This is a genomic window from Nakamurella sp. PAMC28650, assembly GCF_014303395.1.
In the GTDB taxonomy this organism is placed as follows: Bacteria; Actinomycetota; Actinomycetes; order Mycobacteriales; family Nakamurellaceae; genus Nakamurella.
On record NZ_CP060298.1, the window covers coordinates 5,379,121 to 5,400,303 of the forward strand.

Here is a 21,183-nt window from a genome sequence, read left to right on the forward strand (position 1 = left end):
GAGCCGCCATCGAAACTCATTCTTGAACGGGCGGAGCGTTACTTCCGGACGTGCGCGCGGCCACGCGCGCCCAGGCGCGCCTGCAGGGCCGAGACCCGGGTGGCCAGGTGCGCCAGCATGGCCTCGCCGGCCGCGTCGGCGTCCCTGGCCGCGATGGCCGCCACGATGGCGGCGTGCTCCCCGTGCGCCTCGCGGGCGCTGCTGGCGTCCACGCCCAGGAATGCGACGAATGAGGTGGTGGAGGACTGTTCGGCGACGATGAGTTCGGCGAGTCGCGCATTGCCCGAAGCGGTCCCGATCTGCGCGTGGAACTGGGCGTTCAACTGCAGGAACGTCTTCTGCGACACCCGAGGCGCGTGCATCACCCTCATGGTGTCGGCGATAGCGGCCAGTTCCGGCTCGGACAGCCGGAGCGCAGCCATCCGGGCCGCCATCGACTCCAGTGCCCCGCGCACCTCGTACCCGTTCACCAGATCCTGCATCGAGGGGCGGAACACCCGCACACCGCGGCGCCCCTCCCTCACCACCAGGCCCATGCGCTCCAGGATCTGGAACGCCTCGCGCACCGGCGTGCTGCTGACGCCGAGGCGGGAGGCGATCTCGTTCTGCCGCAACGGCATTCCAGCGTCCAGGGCGCCCTGACGGATCTCGGCGCGCAATTGATCGGCCACTCTGGCGGCGACCGTCATCTGAAGCGCAGGTACGTCTGCCATCGTCATCCTTTCCCGCACGTTCGGCGGCCGCTGCGGGTCCTGTCCGGCATCTGTCGGTCCGTTGAGCCTAGGTCAGGCGGCGGGCGTCCCGAGCGCGCCGGGCCGGATGGGAAAGGCCAGTGGCCTCATCGGCGCGGCCGTCGCGCCGCGCAGACGCAGGCCGGCACCCACGAACACGAATTCCCAGAGCTTCGCCCGCGCCAGTTCTTCCAGATACGCGTTCTCCATGATGGGCACCCCGCACTCGCCGAGCAGGTAGGTGTGCACCGGGTGCCAATTCTCCGGGTCCACCGTCGGCATCACCTCCAGCGCCACGTTGTCCGCGCCCACGATCATCGCCCCGGCCTCGGCCAGCAGGACCGCAGCCTCGCGGTCCAGGCCCGGTTCGTTCGCCAGGTACGCAGCGCCGCCCTGGTGCCAGCGCAACATCCGGCCGGTCCGGATCAGCACGACGTCACCGATGCGCACCTGCGTACTCTGCGAGTCCAGCACCGATTGGATCTCGGCCGCGGTGATGCGGTGCGAATCCGGTAGGACGTCCACGCCGGCTGCCGCTGCGACATCCAACAGGATCCCGCGTGCGATGACCGGCGGCTGCTTCTCGGCGCCGTTCTTCAGCCAGGTCCTGCTGCCCAGATCCCTGCCCGCCGTAAAACGGTTCCACACTGCGCCGTTCAGGCCGAAGTGATTGAGCGCGTCCAGGTGGGTACCGGTATGCGTGTACATCGAGATGCAGTCGCCCGAGTACGTCACCAGCTGGTTGTGCTGCTCCCCCAGACCCAGCACATTCTCGTTGACGCTGCCAGGCGGGGTGTGCGACATCCAGATCTGGTAGGTGGGATCACCCAGACCTGCCCAGGAAGGCATACCGACGTGATAGTCGACCGACAGGTCGAAGACGGTGCCGGCGTCGGCCGCCGCCAGCGCATCTGCCCGGGACCGATCGGTCATCAGATTCAGCATGCCGATCTCGTCCTGCTCACCGAACGGACTCGAACTGACCCGATGCCGGGTGCTGCTCCGCGCGGCGATCTGGTCGAACCCGCAGTCGTAGGTCGGATTATGCATTATGCTTTTGTAACACACCTGTCAACGGTGACACAGCTGGAAGGACTCCCCCGTGCCGGATCTCGAATACGACGTCAGCGAGCACATCGCCACCATCCGACTCAATCGACCGCACAGGCGCAACGCGTTCACCCTTCCGATGGTCGATGAGTGGGCCGACCGCCTGATCCAGGCCCAGCGGGACGATTCGGTCCACGTCATCGTGGTCACCGGAACGGGCGACGGCTTCTGCTCGGGGATCGACCTGTCGTGGCTGGACGACCAGGAACAGACTCCCCTGCAACACAAATTGACCCTCACCGAACACATCCACCGCGTGCCGCTGGCCCTGGAATCGGTCGACAAGCCGGTGATCGCGGCCATCAACGGGCCCGCCGTCGGTGCCGGCCTGGACATGGCGCTGATGTGCGACCTGCGTCTGGCGTCCACCACCGCCAAGATGGCCATGACGTACGTCAAGGTCGGACTCGTGCCCGGTGACGGCGGTTGCTGGCTGCTGCCACGCCTGATCGGACTGCCCCGCGCCATGGAACTGCTGCTGACCGGCGACACCATCACCGCCGAACGCGCCGAACACCTCGGCATGATCAACAGCGTGCACCAGCCGCAAGACCTGATGGACGCCACCTATGCCCTGGCGGCCAGGTTGGCTGCGGGACCGCAGATCGCGATGCGAATGATCAAGCGAGCCACCATCCAGTCGCAGCGGATCGACTTCCGCACCAGCCTGGACCTGGTGTCCTCCCACATGGGCGTCATCCGGAGCACACACGACTCCGTCGAGTCCTACCGGGCGGTCCTCGAGAAGCGAACCCCGGTGTTCCTGAACCGATGAACTCACCAGCCGGCACCGGGTTCCCATCCACCCCTACCCCAGCAGCACTTTCCGGACTGATGATCGCCGACTTCTCCCGCATCCTCGCCGGGCCACTTGCCACCATGGTCCTGGCCGATCTGGGCGCCGAGGTGATCAAGATCGAACGACCCGACGGCGGGGACGACACCCGCTCCTGGGGTCCGCCGTACGACAATGTCGGCAGGGCAACCTATTTCCTCAGCGTCAATCGCAACAAGACAAGGGAGACCATCGATCTCCGTTCGGCGGAGGGACGTGCCCGCGCACAGGGGATCGCGGTGGAAGCCGGCATCGTCGTGGAGAACTTCCGTCCGGGCGTGATGAGCCGCCTGGGCCTCGGCTACGAAGAACTCCGCGCCCATCGGCCCGACCTGATCTATTGCTCCATCAGTGCTTTCGGATCCGGCCTTGGCGCAGATCTGCCTGGCTACGACCTCATCGTGCAGGCCGTCGGCGGGTTGATGAGCATCACCGGGGACCCCCTGGGCGAGCCCCAGAAAGTGGGGGTGGCAGTCGTCGACGTGATGGCCGGCCTCTATGCGACGGTCGGCATCCTCGCCGCCGTCAGGCACCGCGAGCAGACCGGCCAGGGGCAGAAGGTCGAGGTCAACCTGCTCAGCGCACTCCTGGCCGGGTTGGTCAACCAGTCCTCGGCCTACGTCGCAGGCGGGGTGATCGCGCAACGGCGCGGGAACGAGCACCCATCCATCGCACCGTATGAAACGCTGCCGACCGCCGACGGTCAGCTCGCCGTCGCCGTCGGCAACGACCGGCAGTTCGCCGCGCTCTGCTCCGTACTGGGTGCAGCCGAATTGGTCTCCGATCCACGATTCCTGACCAACACTTCCCGGGTCGGCAACCGCGCCGCACTTCGCAGGGAGCTGAGTGGAAGGCTCGCCGAGCGCGGACGGCTTTCCTGGGCGGAAGCGTTGAGTGCAGCAGGTGTCCCAGCCGGACCTGTCAACGACATCGCCGGGGCCTTCGCACTGGCCGAATCCCTCGGACTGTCCCCCACCCACCCGCTGGAGGGGCAACAGACGGTCAGCAGCCCCATCGGGCTGTCTGTCACACCGGTCGCCTACCGACTGGCACCCCCGCCGAGTGGCGGCGCGCTGTAGGTCGGTGCTCGCCGTTGAGACGATTTCGGGGCCTCCTGGCTCAACCGCCGATGCGCTCGACGTAAAACCTGCTGGTTTCCCTCCGGTGCCGACTCTCTGCAGACTGCAAGCCTGCCACACGTTTTCACACCATCTGCAAGGGGTTCTGGACGCACCGTCAGGACCCCGCCACAGTATCGCTGGAGGTCAGACGGTAACCCATTCCGTGTCGCCTGCCACCCCGTCGCCGAGCAGGTCTCAACCAACCACGAGGCGCAGGGGATGCTCGAGCAGCGCCAACAGTGCTGCCATCCATTCCGCCGCCTGGGCCCCGTCGACGGCCCGGTGATCGACGGACAGGGTCAGATGCATCATGTTCGCGGGTCGCACCTTCCCTTTGCGAACGGTGACCTCCGGACGGATCGCCCCGACCGCCAGGATGGAGGCCTGCGGCGGATTGATGATCGCGGCGAATTCCTGGACGCCGTAAATTCCGAGGTTGCTCACGGTGATGCTGCCCCCTTCCAACTGGTGCTGACGCAATTGACCGGAGGCGGCCTGACCGACGAACTGCCTGACCGTCGCTCCGATCTCGCGGATCGAGCGGGCGTCTGCGGCACGGACCACCGGAGTGAGCAACCCGGTGGGAGCGGCAATCGCCACCGCAACGTCGACATCGGTGTAATGCCTGATCGTCTCGTCGTGGTAGCTCACGTTCAGCACCGGTACCAGCATGTGCGCCCGAGCCACCGCCTTGATGACGAAATCGTTGACCGAGACACGTCCCGAAACGTCCTGATTGATCTGGGCGCGAAGGTCTAGAAGTGGGGCAAGCCCGTCACCCTGCGGTTCGCGCACGAGATGAACGGCGACTGGTATCCGTGGGACGAGGGCGTCAACGGAAACACGGCCGGGCAGTACGTGCAGGCCTGGCGTCACGTCCACGACCTGTTCGTCAGGGCCAGGGCGACGAACGTCTCGTGGATGTGGAGCCCGAACGTTCCGTACCAGGGTTCGCGTGCGCTCGCCGGCCTCTACCCGGGCGCAGCGTACGTCGACACGGTGGCGCTGGACGGCTACAACTTCGGCACCAGCCAGTCCGGGACGACCTGGATCGAACCCGACACCCTGTTCGCCGGCGGACTGTCCCAGCTGCGGGCGCTCGCGCCGCACAAGCCCATCGTCATCGGGGAGACCGCGTCGGCCGAAGCAGGCGGCGCCAAGAACAACTGGATCTCCAGCCTGGTGCCCTACCTGGCTGCACAATCGGACGTCACGGGCTTCTTCTGGTTCGACCAGAACAAGGAAACCGACTGGCGCATCGACAGTTCCAGCGCCTCGTCGGCCGCTTTCAATGCGGCCTTGGCCGCTCGCCGGCGGTAGTACCGATCACCGGTCACCCGGTCACCGGTCACCGGTCACCGGTCACCGGTCACCGGTCACCGGTCACCCGGTCACCCGGTCACCGGTCGAGCGGTGCGGGGCCAGGCCGGCGACGTAGATGACCTTCAGTCGGTGGGCGGTGGTGGCCCAGTCCGGATCGGTCCCCAGTGGCTGGGCCAGCATCGCAGCGAACATGACGATGTCGACGGTGTCGGCGTCGGTCCGAATGGTGCCGTCATCGTGGCCGCGAGCCACGATCCGCCCCAGCGTGTCGTGGACCTGCCCGCGGAGCGCGAAGGTCTCGGCCGTGGTGATGGCCGGCCCGCCGTGCAGGGGGAGGGCCAGCTCGCCGTGTCTTGCGATCGCACCGTCGAAGAACCGGGTGACGCTGTCGACACCGGACATGCCGGTGGATTCGGCTGTTCTGGCGTTGTCCAGCACCAGGTTGAACGACCGGCGGCTGATCGCATCCAGCAGTGCCTCGCGAGCCGGGTAGGAGCGGTAGAGGGTGCCGATTCCGATCCCGGCATCGGCGGCGATGGTCGCCATCGGAACCCGGACACCCTCACGCAGGACGGCGCTGGTCGCCGCAGCCAGTAACCTCTCCTGGTTGACCAGGGCGTCGGTTCGGTGCTGACGACGGGATTCCAGTGCCGACACCACCCCGCTGCTGTCCACCATGGTGTTCATTTTGCACTGATGGCTGACGCCCGCGTGACGAAACTTGCAGAATGATGACGATTACTGCCTGGCGGGTGTGGCTCAGGGTCCTGAGGTCACCGGGGCCGAAACGGCCGGGGGGATATGGGTGGGCATTGCACCACTGGCAAATGGCGGTGGCGTGATCCGCTGGTGGTCCTCGTGGATGTGAAAGCTCTTCTTCGCACGCGGACCGGTGCCACCGACCGAATAGAGTTCGATGTCCTGGGTGCGATCCCCCTGGTAGCAACCGAGTTCGGAGAGATCCTGGGAGCCGTGCCAGGTGTAGGTCCCGTAGGAGCCCACCAATCCCGGGTTGTCCACCGAGAGAGCGAGACCGGTGGCATTGGCCAGTTCCCAGGAGACGATCAGGTGATAGGTGCCGTCATCAGAGCTCAGGACGCATCCGGCCGACGCCGACACGAAACGTGGATTCGACGAGCTGCCTGATCCGCCGCCCCCTGATCCGCCGCTCGATCCTGAGCCACCGCCGGATCCCCCGCCTGATTGCGAACGACGGGTGGTGGTCACGCCATCGGCAGTCGCCGTGCTCGAGGTCGGCGTGGTCGACGTCTGGGTGGTCGATGTCTCCGTTGTCGAATTCGCCGCGGCGGGAATCATCGTGCTCAGGGCAACGGAAGCAGTTGCGCTGCCCAGGGTCTCACCCGCGGCGGCCCCACTGACCGGCGTCGAGCCAAGTGCGCTCAACGAGGCGGATGCACCGCCGGAAGCGGTGCCGAGCGACTGCTGGCCCGCCACGGTCGTGCCGCAGGCGGCCAGAGCGAGAATGGTCAGGACCCCGATGGTGAGGCCACCGAACGTACGTATCATGCGGTCTGTGCGGTTCATCAATCGCTCCTGGGCTGAAGGGTTGGAGACGGGTCATCAAGGTGTCATCGATGGCAGGGGCAGAAAATGAGTGTGGCAGCGCAACGGTCGTCGGGACGGTGGAACCGTCGTATCCGATGGAACTCCGATGACGTATCGGATGCTGTGTTGATGCACCTCGAGCAGATCCGGCCGGGACCTTTGTTGTGATGGACGCCGCTGGCCGTTGCGGGTTGCGGAGGGGTCGGCAATTTCGGTGGCTCGCGGGACGGCTGGCCCTCGAGGACGGCCGGGATGTCCCTGCTGCTCGTGATGAAGCGTTCGACCATCGCCCCAGGCGTGCCCCAGAACGGGCGGCGCGAAGTCCTACGGTGAAGTGGCCGGCCCGGTGGTACCGCGGACCACCAGCTCGACCGGAATCATGGCCGGCGTGGCAGGAACGGCATCCGGCGTGCCGATCCACGCCAGAAGCGTCCGGGCTGCCGCTGCGCCCATGTCGGTGAGGGGCACGTGCACGGTGGTCAGCGGAGGGCTCAGCTTGCGCATGAACGGGAGGTCGTTGAAGCCGGTGATCGAGTAGTCCGCAGGACAGCGCAGTCCGACCGTCGCCAGGAGATCCATCGCCCCGAGGGCGAGCAGGTCGTTGGCTGCAACGATGGCGGTGAAAGATCTGCGCGCGTCGAGCAGCCGTTGCGCGCCACCGATACCGGCCTCCTCGGAATAGCCAGAGCATTCGATCACGGCGGAGCGTCGGGGCGGTACCTCGTACTCGCGCAGGGCCGACCGGAAAGCGCTGACCCGGGCCCGGCCGGTCGACGTGTCGGACGGGCCGGCCAGGTGCACGATGTCGCGGTGTCCCGAGCGCACCAGGTGCTCGACGCACAGACGTGCGCCGCGCTGGTCGTCCGCGCCGACGAACGGCAACGCGGTGCGGGCCGTCCGACGGTTGACCAGTACCGTCGGAACGCCCGAGACGGCGATCGCGGCAATGGCGGCGATGGCCGGCGCGCAGTTCTCTGCGCCGACGGACGGGGGCCCATCCGAACCTCTCCAGCCGGTGATCGGATCGGCCCCGCCCACCCCGGTGGGGTACACCGACCGGGCTCTGTCCCGTCAACGCCGGATGATGCTGCGCGGCTGTCCACGAGCAAGCAGACGATTCCGCATTTCTACCTGCGTGGGGTCGCCCGCGTCGACAAGCTGCTACTGCAGCGCCGTCGCCCAGGAGTTCAGATGGGAGTCGAGACGCCCGGCGATGATGTTGCGCAGCGCGTACGGCGACTGGTCGGTGGCGCCCCACTTCCACGGTTCCCAGGTGATGACGACCGACTGGCCCCGCTTGCTCATCGCATCCAGGCCCGCGATGGGCGCTGCCTGCACGAAATCGCTGTAGTCCAGCACCATCGACGGGCTCTCGCCGACCGTCTTGGCGAGGGCGTCCAGTTCGGCGGCGCCGCCCAGACCGTTGGGCGTGGTGACGCCGAACCTCAGCCGGGCGGTGCTGATGCGAGCGGGCTGGACCTGTGCGGTCCGGGCCGAGGTCGTCCTGGCGGCCGGCCCCGGCGTGACAGCGGCCGCGGTGCCGGCGATGGTGGACGTCAAACCGACTGCCAGCGCCAGGATCACGAGGGGCTTGAGGAGTGAAATGCGCATGGTTCAAGTATCGCCGAACTGGGCAGATCGCCCAGAGTTAACATTTGGGCCTCTAATGTTGCTCTCCGTCAACAGCGAGCAATGAGAGGCGGCGCGTGCCTCGTCCGGGCGACCGTCATGCCCGCACCGTTACTTTCCGGCATGTCGCGGACCGCACGCGCACGGTCGGCGAGAGGTCTCGAGGCGACCCTGTGCCCGCGGGCGCCGGCCTGATGGACGTGCCGAACTCCGCCGCCGTCGCCCTCCCGCGTCCGGATACGGCAGAATCGTCACCGGATGGGACAGAGCGGTGCGCATCCGATCCACCACAGCCACGACAGCGACGACGGCAATGACAGCCACGAGCGGTGCGTTGCACCACCGGCCCGGGCCTGCACCACCCGCGGCACACACCGCATGTTCGACACGACAAGAGCAGGAGTCCTGTATGAGTGCCGCTCATTCCGAACCCACCCCGCCGATGAACGGTTCCGTCGTCTCCAACGGAGGCCCGGAGCACCGGCCGTCCACCCCGGCGTCGACGGAGACGTCTCCGCGCCGGCCGGCTCCGGGCGTCCGGCTCGTCGTGCAGGTGCCGTGTCTGAACGAAGAGGAAACCATCGGCCTCGTCCTGTCGAGCATCCCCCGGCAGATCGATGGCGTGGCCGAGATCCTGGTGCTGATCATCGACGACGGCTCCACCGATCGGACCGTGGAGGTGGCCAAGTCACACGGGGTGACCCACTTCGTCCGTCACGCGCGCAACCGCGGTCTCGGCCGGTCGTTCCACGACGGTGTCCAGCGTGCGCTGGAGCTGGGTGCCGACATCGTGGTCAACACCGACGGCGACAACCAGTACCCGCAGGAACGCATCGGCGATCTCGTCCAGCCCATCCTGCGCGGTGAGGCAGAGATCGTCATCGCCGACCGTCAGGTGCATCTCGTCGAACATTTCTCCCGGACGAAGAAGGCCCTGCAGAAGTTCGGCAGCGGTGTGGTCAACCGGGCCGCCGGCACGAAGCTCCCCGATGCGGCCAGCGGGTTCCGGGCCTACTCGCGGGACAGCCTGATGTTGCTCAACACGATCACCCGCTTCTCCTACTGCATGGAGACCATCATCCAGGCGGGCAACAAGAAGCTCAAGATCGTCAGCATCCCGATCGTCACCAACCCGAAGACCCGGGAGTCACGACTGTTCGGATCGATGCGCGAGCACATGATGAAGTCGGCCGGCGCGATCATCCGTTCCTACATCATGTACAAGCCGTATGCGATCTTCTCGTTCTTCGCCGCGATCTTCGGCCTGGTCGGGGCGTTCTTCTTCGCGCGCTACGGCATCCTGCTCCTGGCCGGCGACCGTGGCGGGCACCTGCAGTCGATCCTGGTCGGTGCCGTCTCGCTGATCGTGGCCTTCCTGTCGGTGATCATCGGCATCACCGCCGACCTCATCCGCACGAACCGCATGTTGATCGAGGACACCCTCGAACACACGAAGAAGATGCGCTTCGGCCGGATCAACGAGTACGTCCCCCTGGACGAGTCCTACGGCGTCGGCCTGGACGGCGGCGCGGTCCCCCTGGTCACCCAACGCGCGCGCGCCCCACGTTGATTGCCGCAGTACGGCGGACGATCATCGCCCGGGTCACCCCCGGCCGGCCCGTGTGACGGGACCGCTCCCTCTGCACGGCAAGTCCCACCCCTGCGCGACCCGCCTGCGGGCCCGAGGCCACCTTTCGCACACGGAAGGGGAAGGGAGGTCACCCGAAAGGATGGAGTTGGTCCGATTGCGCGAGCGAACCGTTCGAATTGATCACAGCCCGCTATCGTGATGGCACCTGCAGCCTGATCCGACGGTGCAGTACTGGTCCAGCGCGATAGGTGCGCGACGAGTTCGATCGGCCACGGGGCGGGGGTAGCAGTGCATCGGTCCTACCGCTCCGCGTCCCGGCGCCTGGTTGCCACGCTGAGCGCCGTCGCCCTGACGGCCACCGCCCTTGCTTCCTCTTTGGGCACTGCACCAACGGCGGGGGCTGCAGCCACCACCACTTCGGTGGCCCGGACCGCTGCCACGGTGACGGCCGGCCCGGCCGCCGTCAGCCAGGCGTCGCCCACCACCGTGTCGGCGGACGCGCTGCCGACGGTGCAGATCAACGGTGTCGTCTGGACCCAGGCCATCTCGGGGAACACCGTCTACGCCGGTGGCGAGTTCAGTGCGGCCCGCCCGGCCGGCGCGGCCCCGGGCACCGCCCAGACCCGCCGGGACAACCTGCTGTCCTACAATCTGACCACCGGGGTCCTGCTGACCAACTTCGCGCCCGTTCTCAACGGTCGGGTGCTGGCCGTGGCGGTCACCCCGGACGGCAGCACGCTGGTAGTCGCCGGTACGTTCACCAGAGCCAACAGCACTCCGCGCGCGCACCTGGCGGCGTTCAGCACCGCGAACGGCAAGCTCATCAGCACCTTCGCGCCCACCTTCGACGGTGACGTCCGGGCGCTGGCCGTCACCAACACGACGGTGTACGTGGGCGGAAGCTTCCATCGGGTCAGCGGCGTGGCCCGCTCCGCCCTGGCCGCCGTCAGCCTGTCGAAGGGCGCCCTGACCGGGTGGCAGCCGACCGCCGACGCCGGCGTCCGTGCACTGGTCCTCACGCCTGACCGTTCGATGGTCATCGCGGGGGGTTCGTTCACGATCGCCAACGGCAGACCTGCCTACGGTCTCGCCGCCTTCGGTGCGTTCGACGGCAGAACCCGCCCCTGGGCGGCCGGGTCACAGGTCCGCGACGCCGGACCCAATGCGGCGATCACGAGCCTGACCACGGACGGGAAGGCCGTCTACGGAACGGGATACGTCTACTCCCCGTCCGGTGCAGGCAACCTGGAGGGCACCTTCTCGGCGAGCCCGGACTCCGGCGTCCTGAACTGGGTCGAAGACTGTCACGGAGACACCTACGGCGCCTACTCCGACGGCTCCACCGTCTACACGGTGAGCCACGCCCACTACTGCACTCCCGTCGGAGGGTTTCCCCAACCACCGGTCGGATCCGCGAACATGCGGCACGCGTTGGCCTTCACGGCGGCCGCAGCCGGAACCATGGGACACGACGAGTACGCCGGTCCCAAGTATCACGACTGGTTCGGGACCAGGAGTCCGGCGCTGGTCAACTGGTTCCCCGCGCTGGCGCAGGGCACCTACACGGGCGTGGGACAGGCCGCATGGTCGGTCACCGGCAACGGCAGGTACGTGGTCATGGGTGGCGAGTTCCCGTCGGTGAACGGTGTCGGGCAGCAGGGGCTGGTCCGATTCGCGGCCAAGAGCACGACGTCCCGCCAGGGACCCACCTACGCCGGTGCCGCGCTCGCACCGCGACTGCTGTCGGTGCGTGCCGGAACGGTGCGGGTCGCCTTCCAGGCCGACTCGGACCCGGACGACACCCGCCTGACCTACCGGGTGATCCGGGACGGCGACACCGCCCACCCGATCTTCGCCCAGACGCTGACATCGACGTTCTGGAACCGGCCGACCGTTGTGCTCCCCGAGGAGAAACTCGTCCCCGGATCCGTGCACGACTACCAGGTCCTGGCGAACGATCCGTCGGGCAACCTGGCCGTCGGCTCGATCGTGGCGGTGCAGGTGGCGGCCGTCGACGCGCCCAGCCCCTACGCCGCGACGGTGCTCGCCGACGGCGCCTCGAACTTCTGGCGGCTCGGCAGCAACCGCGTGAAGGACTACGCCGGATTCAGCGACCTGGCCATCACCAGCAGCAGCACCGTCGCGGCGGTGGCCGGTCCGTTGGCCGCAGACAGCACCGCGGCCACCACCTTCGATGGCAGCAGCTCGTTGGCCACCACCAGGACCCAGCTCACCAGCCCGACCACCTTCACCGCCGAAGCCTGGTTCTCCACGACCTCGACCGTCGGCGGGAAGATCATCGGATTCAGTGACTCGACCAGCGGCACCAGCACCCGCTACGACCGCCACCTCTTCCTGAACCCCAACGGCATGCTGTCGTTCGGCGTGGCCAGGAACAACGGCCGCGACCAGATCAACACCGTCCGCAGCTACAACGACGGCCAGTGGCACCAGGTCGTCGGCACCCTGTCACCCTCCGGAATGGCCCTGTACGTCGACGGCACCTGGATCGCCAGCATCCACGGCACCGCGCCGGTCAATCCCTACTCCGGTTTCTGGCAGGTCGGCGGCGATCGCAGCTGGATCGCGAGCCTGCACCTGCAGGCCGCCATCGGCGATGTCGCGATCTACCCGACCGCGCTCACCGGCGTGCAGGTCGCCAGCCACTTCATCGCAGCGAGAGCGGTGAACCAGCCTCCGTCGTCCTCGTTCGGCGCGCAGGTCACCGGATCGGACGCCAATTTCGACGCGTCGGCATCGAGCGACCCGAACGGCGCCATCTCCTCCTACGCCTGGAACTTCGGGGACGGCTCGGCGCCGGCCACCACGGTGACCACAACGCACACCTACGCCAGTGCCGGGACCTACCGGGTGACGCTGAAGGTGACCGACAACCAGGGCGCGACAACGTCTTCGACACAGATCCTGGAGGTCAGCGCTCCGGTCACCACGACGCCGCCGCCCACTGCACCCGCCAGCACGACCGATACCACCAGCACGACCTGTACCGCCAGCACGACCGACACCACCGGCACCGGCGCTGTCACCACCACCGACCCGACCACCAGCCTGCCGCCGCCCGGACCGTAGTCCGGTGGACGTGCCCGTCGCCGGAAGGGCGACCCCGGCGCCAGCGGGATACGGTCGCGGGATGCCGAGCGACTTCGCCCTGAAGATGATGAACCTGGTGCACCGGACGGGGATCCGGCTCAGCTTCGGCCGGATCGGCTGGCGCGTGAGGCAGATGCCGGTCGTCGAACTGACCACCGTCGGCCGGCGGACCGGGCTCCCCCGCACCGTGCTGCTGACCTCACCACTGCAACTCGGCGCCACCTATCTCGTGGTGGCCTCCCGTGGCGGCGACGACGAACCACCGTCATGGCTCGGCAACCTGCGGGCTCACCCGAAGGTCTCCGTGTCGGTCGGGGGCGCCCCGAAGGAGGCGATGACCGCCCGGGTGGCCACCCCGCAGGAGCGGGCGGACTTCTGGCCCCGGATCGTCGCTGCACAACCGTTCTACGGGGACTACCAGAAGAGCACGACCAGGCAGATCGCGCTGGTGCTCCTGGAGCCGGACGCCTGAACGAACGGTCGGACGGATCTTCTGCTCAGACAGATCCGCTGCTCTGGCGGATGCGGCGCCACCGGTGCAGGCGGCCGGTGCAACGCGCCCGGAGACCACCCAGCCGAAACGGGTCGGGGAGCTGCGGGATAGGCCTCTGAGCTGCCAGAACAGCATCCGCGACCGCACGGCGGCGGTCGAATTCGGCCAGGCGGGCGTCCAATTCTTCGCGCGTCGTCATCTGGTTCTCTCTTCGTTCGTGCCGGGTCCGGGCGGGCCATCTGGTCGTGAGACGAACGGAGGCGATCCACGTCACGCCGAATCGACATCTTTTTCCGTCAGGGCCGGGAACGACCGCACCGCGTCCCGGCCGCCGGATGTTTCCCGGCGGCCGGGCGTGGGTATCCATTCCTTGCAGCGAACCACCGAGGTCTGCAGTGACGGCGATCCGCCGACGACATACGGGTGGATCAATCGCCGCCCATCGTGCCTCCCACGCTGGTCAAGTCCCACGCGGGTGGAGGACTCATCATGCTCGGATCGAGTGCGCTGTCGGGTTGGCGCGATCCACTGCGCCGCCCGGTGGAGAGCATCGGTCTGGTCGTCGTCATTCCGGTGCGCAACGAGGAGTTGCGACTCCGCCGATGTCTGGCCGCCCTCGACCGGGCACGCCGTCGTGTCCGTTCCCTCCCCGGTGCCGCCGGTCCCGTCCGCGTGGTGCTCGTGCTGGATCGATGCACCGACCGTTCGGCCGAGATCGCCACGACCCGGGACTGGGTCGAGGTCGTGGTCACCGACCACGGGAGGGTCGGGGCCGCCCGCGCCGCCGGCGTCTCCTACGCCCTGGCCACCTCGGAGCACTCCGTGCCGAGCACCTGGATCGCCTGCACCGACGGGGATTCGGCCGTCCCGGCGGACTGGCTCCAGACCCATCGCAGCCATGCCGCGTCGGGTGCCGATCTCCTGCTGGGGACCGTCCGCCCAGATCCTCGCGAACTCGCCCCTTCGGCTCTGCGGCTCTGGAACGCGCAGCACTCGCTGGTCGACGGGCACCGCCATGTGTTCGGCGCGAACCTGGGGATCAATGCCGAGATGTATCTGCGGACAGGTGGTTTCGCGGACGTGAAAGCTCACGAGGACCACCGGCTCGCCCAGGCGGTCCGGCAACTGCACGGCCGGGTCGTCAGCATCTCCTCGTCCCCCGTCCTGACCAGCGGTCGGTTGCTGGGTCGCACCGGGGCCGGGTTCGCGGAGTACCTGGGGGCCATGGGCGGCCCGGTCCGGTCGGTCGGCGCGGACGGCCTGGCCGATCCGGTACCGGTTCAGCCGAGAAGGCCCGCGGCCCCGGCAACCGAGATGGCCGGCGGGCGCACGTAGACCTCCAGCAGGAAGTCCGCCTCCCGATGTTCGGCCAGCACCACCAGTCCCGAATGGGACCGGAGCGCCTCGTGCACGTCGTCGCCGCGCAGGGGATATTCCTGCACCGGATGACGCCAGTGGCAGGCCAGCAGCACCCCGTCGCGGGTGAGCGAGGCCGAGGCCTTCTGCACCAGCGTCCGGAGATCCTCTGCGTCGCAGTAGTAACCGATCTCGGACAGGACGATCAGGTCGAACTGCTCGTCCGGCCACTCCTGCGGCACCCGGCGTTGTTCGAAGCGGGCGCCGGGGGCGCCGGCCAGTCGCCTACGCGCGATCCGCAGCGGGGTGTCCGAGATGTCGGTGGCCAGCAGTCGACCGCACCGCGGCGCCAGGGCGGCGGTGAGCACACCGATCGAGCAACCCGGTTCGTAGGCGCTGGGAAACCTCTCCGCGGGTAGGCAGGCCAGTGTGAGTGCACGCTTTCGTTTTTCGTACCAACGTGTTTCGAAGCCCCAGGGGTCCGTTTCCGCACCGTAGAAGTCGTCGAAGAACTCCATGGTCAGACTGCGGCCACCGTCGCCAGGCTCGGGCGCATCGCTCCGACGCACGGTCGTCGTCACCGCATCGTCGTCCGGAGGTGTTGCGGTGACGAAGATCTCGTAATCACGTTCGAAGTGGGCCGCGAACGCGGGCGGAACGATCGCCTCGTCTCCGGGCAGATCCGACAGCGGGTGCGTCTGGCTTCGATGACAATCGAGCGCTGCTCTCTTGACCCGGACGTCCTGCGGGCCGAGGTCCAGGCGGACCAGGCCTGCCGGCAGCGCCTCGGGCGAGCCCCAGTGCCACATCCAGATCGGGTACTCGAGTGATGTCGCGCCGGCGGCACCCGCCACGTGGGCACTCACCGCGCCGATCGAGTCGTGGTCCGGGTGTCCGTCAGCGACGAACGGAGACACCAGCAGGGTCGAGGGTCCGTCGACGCAGTCGCCGATGGCGGCGAGCAGTTCCTCGCGGTGTCCTGCCAGCTCGCCGTCCGGCAGTCCCAGGATCCGGACCTGCGCGGCCGGGGCCAGCACACCGACGGCCGCAAGGACCTCGGCTCTGCGCAGCAGGGCCAGCTCGGACGGGGTGTGGGTGCTCGACGCCGGGTGCGATTTCTCGCCCAGGGTGGCGATCAGCACCGTCACCGACAGTCCGGAATAGGCGGCGATGGCGAGAAGGCCACCAGCGCCGAGGGTCTCGTCGTCCGGGTGTGCGGCGACGACCACCAGTTGCCGGTACCGGGAGAGCTCGAGGCTCTGCGACTCGGCGGCGGCCAACGCCGGGGACCACTGGTCCTCGGTGGTACCGGAATCACGATGGTCGAACTCCGGAGCCCCGTCGCGCAGGTTCACCACGGCAGACCCCCGGCCAGGATGGCGCGGCCCAGGGCGGCGTCGTCACGTTCGGCGTGATGCTGTCGGACGTAGACCGTGAGATCGGCGACGCGCCGGGCATGTACCTCGTCCTGTGTCAACGGCGCGGGCCCGAGCACGTGACCGACCCGGGTGATGATCTGTTCGGCCGCTCCGGCCACCACGCCACGCACGCGACCGGCCACGACCGAGCCCCAGTCGCCGTCCGCGCGGCCGCTGTCGACGGCCTCCGCTGCGGCTCGCAGCACCTCACGGGCTCCGTGCAGGGCGAGATCGACCGCGCCCAGCTGCATCTGGGCGATCTGATCGGGTTCCCGGGCGGCCAGCGCGCCCCAGAGCGACCGGGCCAGGCCGATGGCGCCGCCGTACCAGCAGGCCGCGACACCGGCACCGCCCCAGCCGAATCCGGGCCGTTCGAGGTACCACTGGTCCTCCCCGACCGGCACCGCGGGAGCGTCGTGGAGTGCGATCGGACCCGACTCGACCGCAGACAACCCACGGGACACCCAGGTCCCGTGCACGATCTCCACCGTCGGGTGCTGCAACGCCACGGCGAACAGGCGCCGACGGCCGGGCGAGGTGTGGGCGGTGATCAGGGCGTGGCTCAGGCGGCCGGCCAGCGAGCACCACGGCTTCGCTCCGTCCAGGACCCAACCGTGCTGGGTGGTGGGCTCCCGGGCCTGCAATCGCACCGCGGGTCCTTCGGCCGCGAACACCCCCCAGGTGGAATCCGGCCCGGCGCCCAGGATCGAGAGGTCACGTCCGGATTCGATCCCGGCCTCGGACAGAATGGCCAGCGCATCCAGATGGCCTTCGGCGACCCTTGCCGCGGTCAGATCGGCCGCCGCCAGGCTGGCCAGCATGGCCCACCGGTCCAACGTCCGACCCAGACCCGGCCGCGGCGCCGAACTCCCGATGGCACGGGCGAGATCGATGGCCGCGTCGGCATTCCCGTCGACCCGCCGGCCCCGGGCGGCGAATTCGTCCCACGTCGATCGGTGCTCGCCGAGAGGTTCCGGCCCGAGATCGACGCCACGGGCGCCGTGGTCCGGCGACAAGACTGGTGGGGACACCTGGAGAACATCTCCTGACGAGGACGACCGGCTCCCCGTGTCGGGAACCCTGCAGACCGGGTACCCGAGGCAGGCCGTGCGAAACCCGCCGGCCCGCGGCGCGGAAGCCGCCGACGGTCCGTGCACGGGGCCACCGACCGGAGGTGCTCAGTCCGGCTGGACCAACATGCCGACCATGGCCAGATCCACACTCCGGCGCATGGCGGCGGCCAGGTCCGACGGACGGCCGGCCGCTACCGGCGAGCCCCACCGGACCAGAGCACCCACCGCGCAGTCGAAGAGCACGAGACCGGCTGTCTCACTGCTGATGTCGGCACGCACCTCACCGGCGAGCTGACCGTCCCGCATGACCTCGCTCAGCAGGTCCGCGGTCGCGGCCGCGTCGGCAAGGTGTGGGCCACCGGCCTGGATCCAGGCCCGCACCAGCGCAACGCCCTTGGCTGCATCGAGCTGGTAGCCGGCGGCCCATCTCTCCAGCGCGTCATCGATCCGGGCCTTCGTGCTCAACGTGCCCCGACTCGACCGCAGCCGATCCGCGACGAGGTCACGACGGCCGGCCAGACCGGCTCGTAGCAATTCGTCCTTGCGGGCGAAGTGGTTGAATACGGTGGTCCGTGCGACGCCGGCCTCGGCAGCGATGATCTCCATGGAGGCCTGGTCGTAACCACGGGTGGCGAAGAGCTCCACGGCGACCGCGATCAACCTCTCGCGGGTGATCTCACGTCGCCGTTGGGTCCGACGTGGGGGAGCTGAATCTGCAGACCCGGCCGGGTGGAGGTCTGTCGCGGTCTCGGTGGTGTGCGCACCGGGACTCTATCCTGTACCTCGGTACGAAGTGTACCGAAGTACAGTTTTCACCCGGTGGAGGCCTCCGCCTTCTCGCTCCGCCGGCGGCGGATGACCAGGAATGCCACCACGGCCACCACCAGGGCCAGGACCACCCAGCTGAATGTGCCCGCGTAACTCTCCAGAGTCGTATAGCTGGCACCGGCCAGGAAGCCCAGGAGCGTGAAGCCGGCGCCCCAGACGAGGCCGCCGGCCGCATTCCAGACCAGGAACTTCCGGTACCGGAGCCCGACGGTGCCCGCCATCCCTGGCATCACCGCACGGAGGAAGGCAGTGAACCGGCCGATGAAGACGGCCCGTCCACCCATCCGGTGCAGCCGTTCCTTGCCACCGTCGATCGCCTTCTGGTGCTTGGCGAAGATTTTCAGAGCGAGCAGTCGACCGCCGAACAGCCGGCCGACCTCGTACCCGACGCTGTCGCCGATGATCGCGGACAGGACCACCACGATGGCCATCAACGGCAACGAGACCGAGTGCCGGTAGGCGAGCACTCCTCCGATGATCACCGCGGTCTCCCCCGGGAGCACGAATCCCACGAACAGGGCCGCCTCTGCGAACACCAGACCGCCGACGACCGCGTAGGCCGGCCAGCCGTGGAAATTCAGGACCGGGTCGATGATCGAACTGACGATGCTCACTTCGATGTCCAAATCTGTGAAAGGTCTGATGAAACCCTCACGGTACGTGGACGCCGGGATCGTGGTGGCCCGACGTCATCAGCTCTACACATAGGGTGATGGGGCCGAGACACGGGTCTTCGTGCTCGACACGTCATGGTTACCCGGAACAAGTCAGCAGAAACTCAGGAGGACATCGGTGTCAGCAGCGCAGCCGTTCGGCGACCTGGCGTGGAGTGCGACGGCAGAGGTCAGGGCGGCCATCGACACCCACCCGTTCCTGCTCGGACTGCGGGACGGAACGCTGCCCAGGGCAACCTTTGTCGGGTATCTGGTCCAGGACGCCCACTACCTCGTCGGATACGCCCGCGCGCTGGCCGCCTGCGCTGCACAGGCCACCGAGATCGATGACATCTCCTTCTGGGCCTGGAGCGCTCACGATGCGATCGTCGTCGAGAGATCACTTCACGAAGCCCAACTGGCAGATGTTCCCGCCGTCGAAGCGTCGCCCACGTGCACCGCGTACCTCTCGTTCCTGGGCGCCACTGCCGGCCGTGGGTGCTACCCGGTGCTGGCGGCCGCCCTGTTGCCCTGCTTCTGGATCTACCAGGACGTCGGGCTGCGCCTGACGGAGGACCTCGCGCCGTCCGGGCATTCCTACCAGGAGTGGATCGCGACCTATGGCGATCCCCTCTTCACCGCGGCCACCGAGCGGGCCAGGAACATCGTGGACAAGGTGGCGGAGGACGTCTCCCCCGACGTCAGGGACGGGATGAAGACTGCATTCGCCACCGCCTGCCGTTACGAGTGGATGTTCTTCGACGCGGCGTGGCGGGGGGAGACCTGGCCCGCCTTCGGACCGACGAACGGCAGGGCCACCACGACTGCGACCACGAACGACGCGATCGAGGCCGACAGCCACGGGTGACCCTGGGTGTGCAATCGCCGGGCGGCCTCGCTCCAGAGGGTGGACCAGCCGGGTATCGCACCGGGATTGATCAACTGGTAGACCACGAAGCCGAGCACCCAGGAGGCCACCAGGCCGGGGCGCAGCGGGGCGTCGGCACCGACGTTCCAGCCGACGCCCCTGGTGCGCCACCAGAGAGTCACGAGCGCACCTGACAGCGGGATGAACACCGCGCCGATCAGGTAGAGGAAATTCTGGTACTGCGCGATGTCGACGGTCAGCGCCAGGATGGTGGTGACCGTCCCGATCAGCAAGGTCAGCACCCGTCGATCCCACCGCGGAGCCATGTTCTGGATGGACACGGCGGTGGAGTAGACGTTGGCGAACGACTGGTCGGTCTCCCGCAGCACCAGCACGGCGAAGGCGGCCGACCCCAGTGGCAGCGAGAGGAACAGGTCGAAGATCTTCTCGGGCTGCTGCTGCAGCTGTGCCAGCGCCACCACTCCGATGAGCAGGCAGGCGATCTGGGTCACGCCGTAGCCCACGAAGCCGCCGGCAAAGGCCGCCCGCGCACTGCGGGAATGCCGCGAGTAGTCGGCCCCGAGCGGGACCCAGGAGATGGTCAGGGCGATGGCGGCGTCCACGGCCGGCCAGAATCCCGACCACGAACCCGTCACCGCTCCCATCGGATGCCGCAGCAGCCCGACGACCAGCACGACCATGGCCAGCACCACCAGGGCCGACACGTACTTGCGCAGCACCCTGATCGCGCCGAGCGGCCTGATCGTCAGCGCCGTCGTCACGAGCCCGGCCACCAGCACGCACACCCACGACGGCAGGTGTCCGCGGGTCGACGCCTGCAGTCCCTGGGAGATGACCACCAGCTCGAAGACGGACCAGCCGAGGCACTGGGCGATGTTGAGCACCGTCGGCACGAAGGACGCCCTGGCCCCCAGCAACCCGCGGAGCAGGACCATCGCCGGTGCGCCGGTGCGGGCCCCGAGAACCAGGGTGGCGCCGAGGACCAGACCGCCGAGGACGGACCCCACCACGATGGCCGTGATGGCGGCCCCCAGGCTCATCGGCCCCGACCCGGACGGGGCCAGGATTGCCAGGGCACCCGCGAACCCGAGCAGACTGACACCGAGATTGCCCCAGAGGCCCAGCTGATCGAACAGGCCGAGCGTGCGGGGTGCGGCTTCCAGGAGGGTGGCCGGGACCTCTCGATCGGCCTTTGGCTGCGATGATCCCTGCGCGCCGGGGGAAACGGAGATGGACACCACTACCTACCCTTCCTGCGCCGGTACTGGCCGGATCAGGTTCAAGCGGTCGGTGGCCTTGACGGGGCGGCACCGACGGTGCCGTCGAATCGGTCCACCCTCTCAGCTCGATCTGCGAGCTCCCGCGGGACGGGCACAGTGTAGGTGCTCGTCCGGCGGTACCCCGGCGCCGGTGCAGGCGCGTCTGGGTGTCGATCGAGGGCGCAGGCCTGCGCCCT

At 68.2% G+C, this 21,183-nt stretch carries 19 protein-coding genes, 1 pseudogene and 1 riboswitch; of the genes and pseudogenes, 8 read left to right on the forward strand and 12 right to left on the reverse strand.

Annotation, left to right across the window (positions count from 1 at the left end; all coding sequences use genetic code 11):
* Positions 1-38 precede the first annotated feature (38 nt).
* Positions 39-713, reverse strand: a complete 675-nt coding sequence (locus tag H7F38_RS24325; protein WP_187092148.1) for a GntR family transcriptional regulator — start codon at positions 711-713, stop codon at positions 39-41.
* Positions 714-785: 72 nt separating this feature from the next.
* Entirely contained in the window at positions 786-1,781 is a 996-nt protein-coding gene (locus H7F38_RS24330; RefSeq protein ID WP_187092149.1) for a cyclase family protein, read from the reverse strand.
* Positions 1,782-1,833: 52 nt separating this feature from the next.
* On the opposite strand from H7F38_RS24330, the gene H7F38_RS24335 reads away from it, so the two are divergent.
* Together H7F38_RS24335 and H7F38_RS24340 are read left to right on the forward strand one after the other, a co-directional pair.
* Positions 1,834-2,616, forward strand: a complete 783-nt coding sequence (locus H7F38_RS24335; protein ID WP_187092150.1) for an enoyl-CoA hydratase/isomerase family protein — start codon at positions 1,834-1,836, stop codon at positions 2,614-2,616.
* Positions 2,613-3,755: a CaiB/BaiF CoA-transferase family protein gene (locus H7F38_RS24340; protein WP_187092151.1), complete on the forward strand. Its 1,143-nt coding sequence runs from the start codon at positions 2,613-2,615 to the stop codon at positions 3,753-3,755. Before H7F38_RS24335 ends, H7F38_RS24340 begins: the two co-directional genes overlap by 4 nt.
* 237 nt (positions 3,756-3,992) lie before the next feature.
* Here the strand turns inward: H7F38_RS24340 and H7F38_RS24345 are convergent, their stop codons facing one another.
* The gene (locus tag H7F38_RS24345) at positions 3,993-4,592 is read right to left on the reverse strand and encodes a 2-oxo acid dehydrogenase subunit E2 (RefSeq protein ID WP_187092152.1); all 600 of its coding nucleotides are present in this window, start codon (positions 4,590-4,592) and stop codon (positions 3,993-3,995) included.
* Between the two features lie 3 nt (positions 4,593-4,595).
* Between H7F38_RS24345 and H7F38_RS24350 the strand changes: the two genes are divergently transcribed.
* Positions 4,596-5,117 (forward strand): glycoside hydrolase family 26 protein, encoded by a 522-nt coding sequence (locus tag H7F38_RS24350; RefSeq protein ID WP_187092153.1) that lies wholly within the window; start codon positions 4,596-4,598, stop codon positions 5,115-5,117.
* Between the two features lie 63 nt (positions 5,118-5,180).
* On the opposite strand, the gene H7F38_RS24355 is transcribed toward H7F38_RS24350, so the two are convergent.
* The 4 genes from H7F38_RS24355 to H7F38_RS24370 form a co-directional block, all read right to left on the reverse strand.
* Positions 5,181-5,798, reverse strand: a complete 618-nt coding sequence (locus tag H7F38_RS24355) for a TetR/AcrR family transcriptional regulator (protein WP_187092154.1) — start codon at positions 5,796-5,798, stop codon at positions 5,181-5,183.
* An 81-nt stretch (positions 5,799-5,879) separates the two neighbouring features.
* Positions 5,880-6,665 carry a hypothetical protein gene (locus H7F38_RS24360; protein WP_187092155.1) on the reverse strand — a complete coding sequence of 262 codons (786 nt, stop codon included), beginning with the start codon at positions 6,663-6,665 and terminating at the stop codon, positions 5,880-5,882.
* Positions 6,666-7,010: 345 nt separating this feature from the next.
* Complete coding sequence (locus tag H7F38_RS24365) at positions 7,011-7,739, reverse strand: LacI family DNA-binding transcriptional regulator (RefSeq protein ID WP_187092156.1); 729 nt, start codon at positions 7,737-7,739, stop codon at positions 7,011-7,013.
* Positions 7,740-7,847: 108 nt separating this feature from the next.
* The gene (locus H7F38_RS24370; protein WP_187092157.1) at positions 7,848-8,297 is read right to left on the reverse strand and encodes a hypothetical protein; all 450 of its coding nucleotides are present in this window, start codon (positions 8,295-8,297) and stop codon (positions 7,848-7,850) included.
* 427 nt (positions 8,298-8,724) lie between these two features.
* Between H7F38_RS24370 and H7F38_RS24375 the strand changes: the two genes are divergently transcribed.
* The 4 genes from H7F38_RS24375 to H7F38_RS24390 all read left to right on the forward strand — a co-directional run bounded on the left by H7F38_RS24375 (position 8,725) and on the right by H7F38_RS24390 (position 14,845).
* Positions 8,725-9,885: a glycosyltransferase family 2 protein gene (locus tag H7F38_RS24375; RefSeq protein WP_222618303.1), complete on the forward strand. Its 1,161-nt coding sequence runs from the start codon at positions 8,725-8,727 to the stop codon at positions 9,883-9,885.
* A gap of 309 nt (positions 9,886-10,194) precedes the next feature.
* Positions 10,195-12,996 (forward strand): LamG-like jellyroll fold domain-containing protein, encoded by a 2,802-nt coding sequence (locus H7F38_RS26335; RefSeq protein ID WP_187092158.1) that lies wholly within the window; start codon positions 10,195-10,197, stop codon positions 12,994-12,996.
* A 61-nt stretch (positions 12,997-13,057) separates the two neighbouring features.
* Positions 13,058-13,489, forward strand: a complete 432-nt coding sequence (locus H7F38_RS24385) for a nitroreductase/quinone reductase family protein (protein WP_187092159.1) — start codon at positions 13,058-13,060, stop codon at positions 13,487-13,489.
* A gap of 510 nt (positions 13,490-13,999) precedes the next feature.
* A complete protein-coding gene (locus H7F38_RS24390) occupies positions 14,000-14,845 on the forward strand; it encodes a glycosyltransferase family 2 protein (RefSeq protein ID WP_187092160.1) in 846 nt (281 codons plus the stop codon).
* Here H7F38_RS24390 and H7F38_RS24395 read toward each other — a convergent pair.
* The 4 genes from H7F38_RS24395 to H7F38_RS24410 form a co-directional block, all read right to left on the reverse strand.
* Positions 14,791-16,221: a bifunctional PIG-L family deacetylase/class I SAM-dependent methyltransferase gene (locus H7F38_RS24395; protein ID WP_222618304.1), complete on the reverse strand. Its 1,431-nt coding sequence runs from the start codon at positions 16,219-16,221 to the stop codon at positions 14,791-14,793. The two genes, H7F38_RS24390 and H7F38_RS24395, sit on opposite strands and share 55 nt — an antisense overlap.
* Positions 16,218-17,315 (reverse strand): acyl-CoA/acyl-ACP dehydrogenase, encoded by a 1,098-nt coding sequence (locus H7F38_RS24400; protein ID WP_187092161.1) that lies wholly within the window; start codon positions 17,313-17,315, stop codon positions 16,218-16,220. Before H7F38_RS24400 ends, H7F38_RS24395 begins: the two co-directional genes overlap by 4 nt.
* Positions 17,316-17,462: 147 nt before the next feature.
* Complete coding sequence (locus tag H7F38_RS24405) at positions 17,463-18,017, reverse strand: TetR/AcrR family transcriptional regulator (RefSeq protein ID WP_187092162.1); 555 nt, start codon at positions 18,015-18,017, stop codon at positions 17,463-17,465.
* Positions 18,018-18,169: 152 nt separating this feature from the next.
* Complete coding sequence (locus H7F38_RS24410) at positions 18,170-18,799, reverse strand: DedA family protein (RefSeq protein WP_222618305.1); 630 nt, start codon at positions 18,797-18,799, stop codon at positions 18,170-18,172.
* A 178-nt stretch (positions 18,800-18,977) separates the two neighbouring features.
* On the opposite strand from H7F38_RS24410, the gene H7F38_RS26220 reads away from it, so the two are divergent.
* Positions 18,978-19,706: a TenA family protein gene (locus H7F38_RS26220; RefSeq protein ID WP_255498167.1), complete on the forward strand. Its 729-nt coding sequence runs from the start codon at positions 18,978-18,980 to the stop codon at positions 19,704-19,706.
* A 212-nt stretch (positions 19,707-19,918) separates the two neighbouring features.
* Here H7F38_RS26220 and H7F38_RS26225 read toward each other — a convergent pair.
* Positions 19,919-20,767 (reverse strand): annotated as a pseudogene (locus H7F38_RS26225) (cytosine permease); the annotation flags it as partial.
* A gap of 193 nt (positions 20,768-20,960) precedes the next feature.
* A riboswitch (TPP riboswitch) is annotated at positions 20,961-21,101 on the reverse strand.
* Positions 21,102-21,183 lie beyond the last annotated feature (82 nt).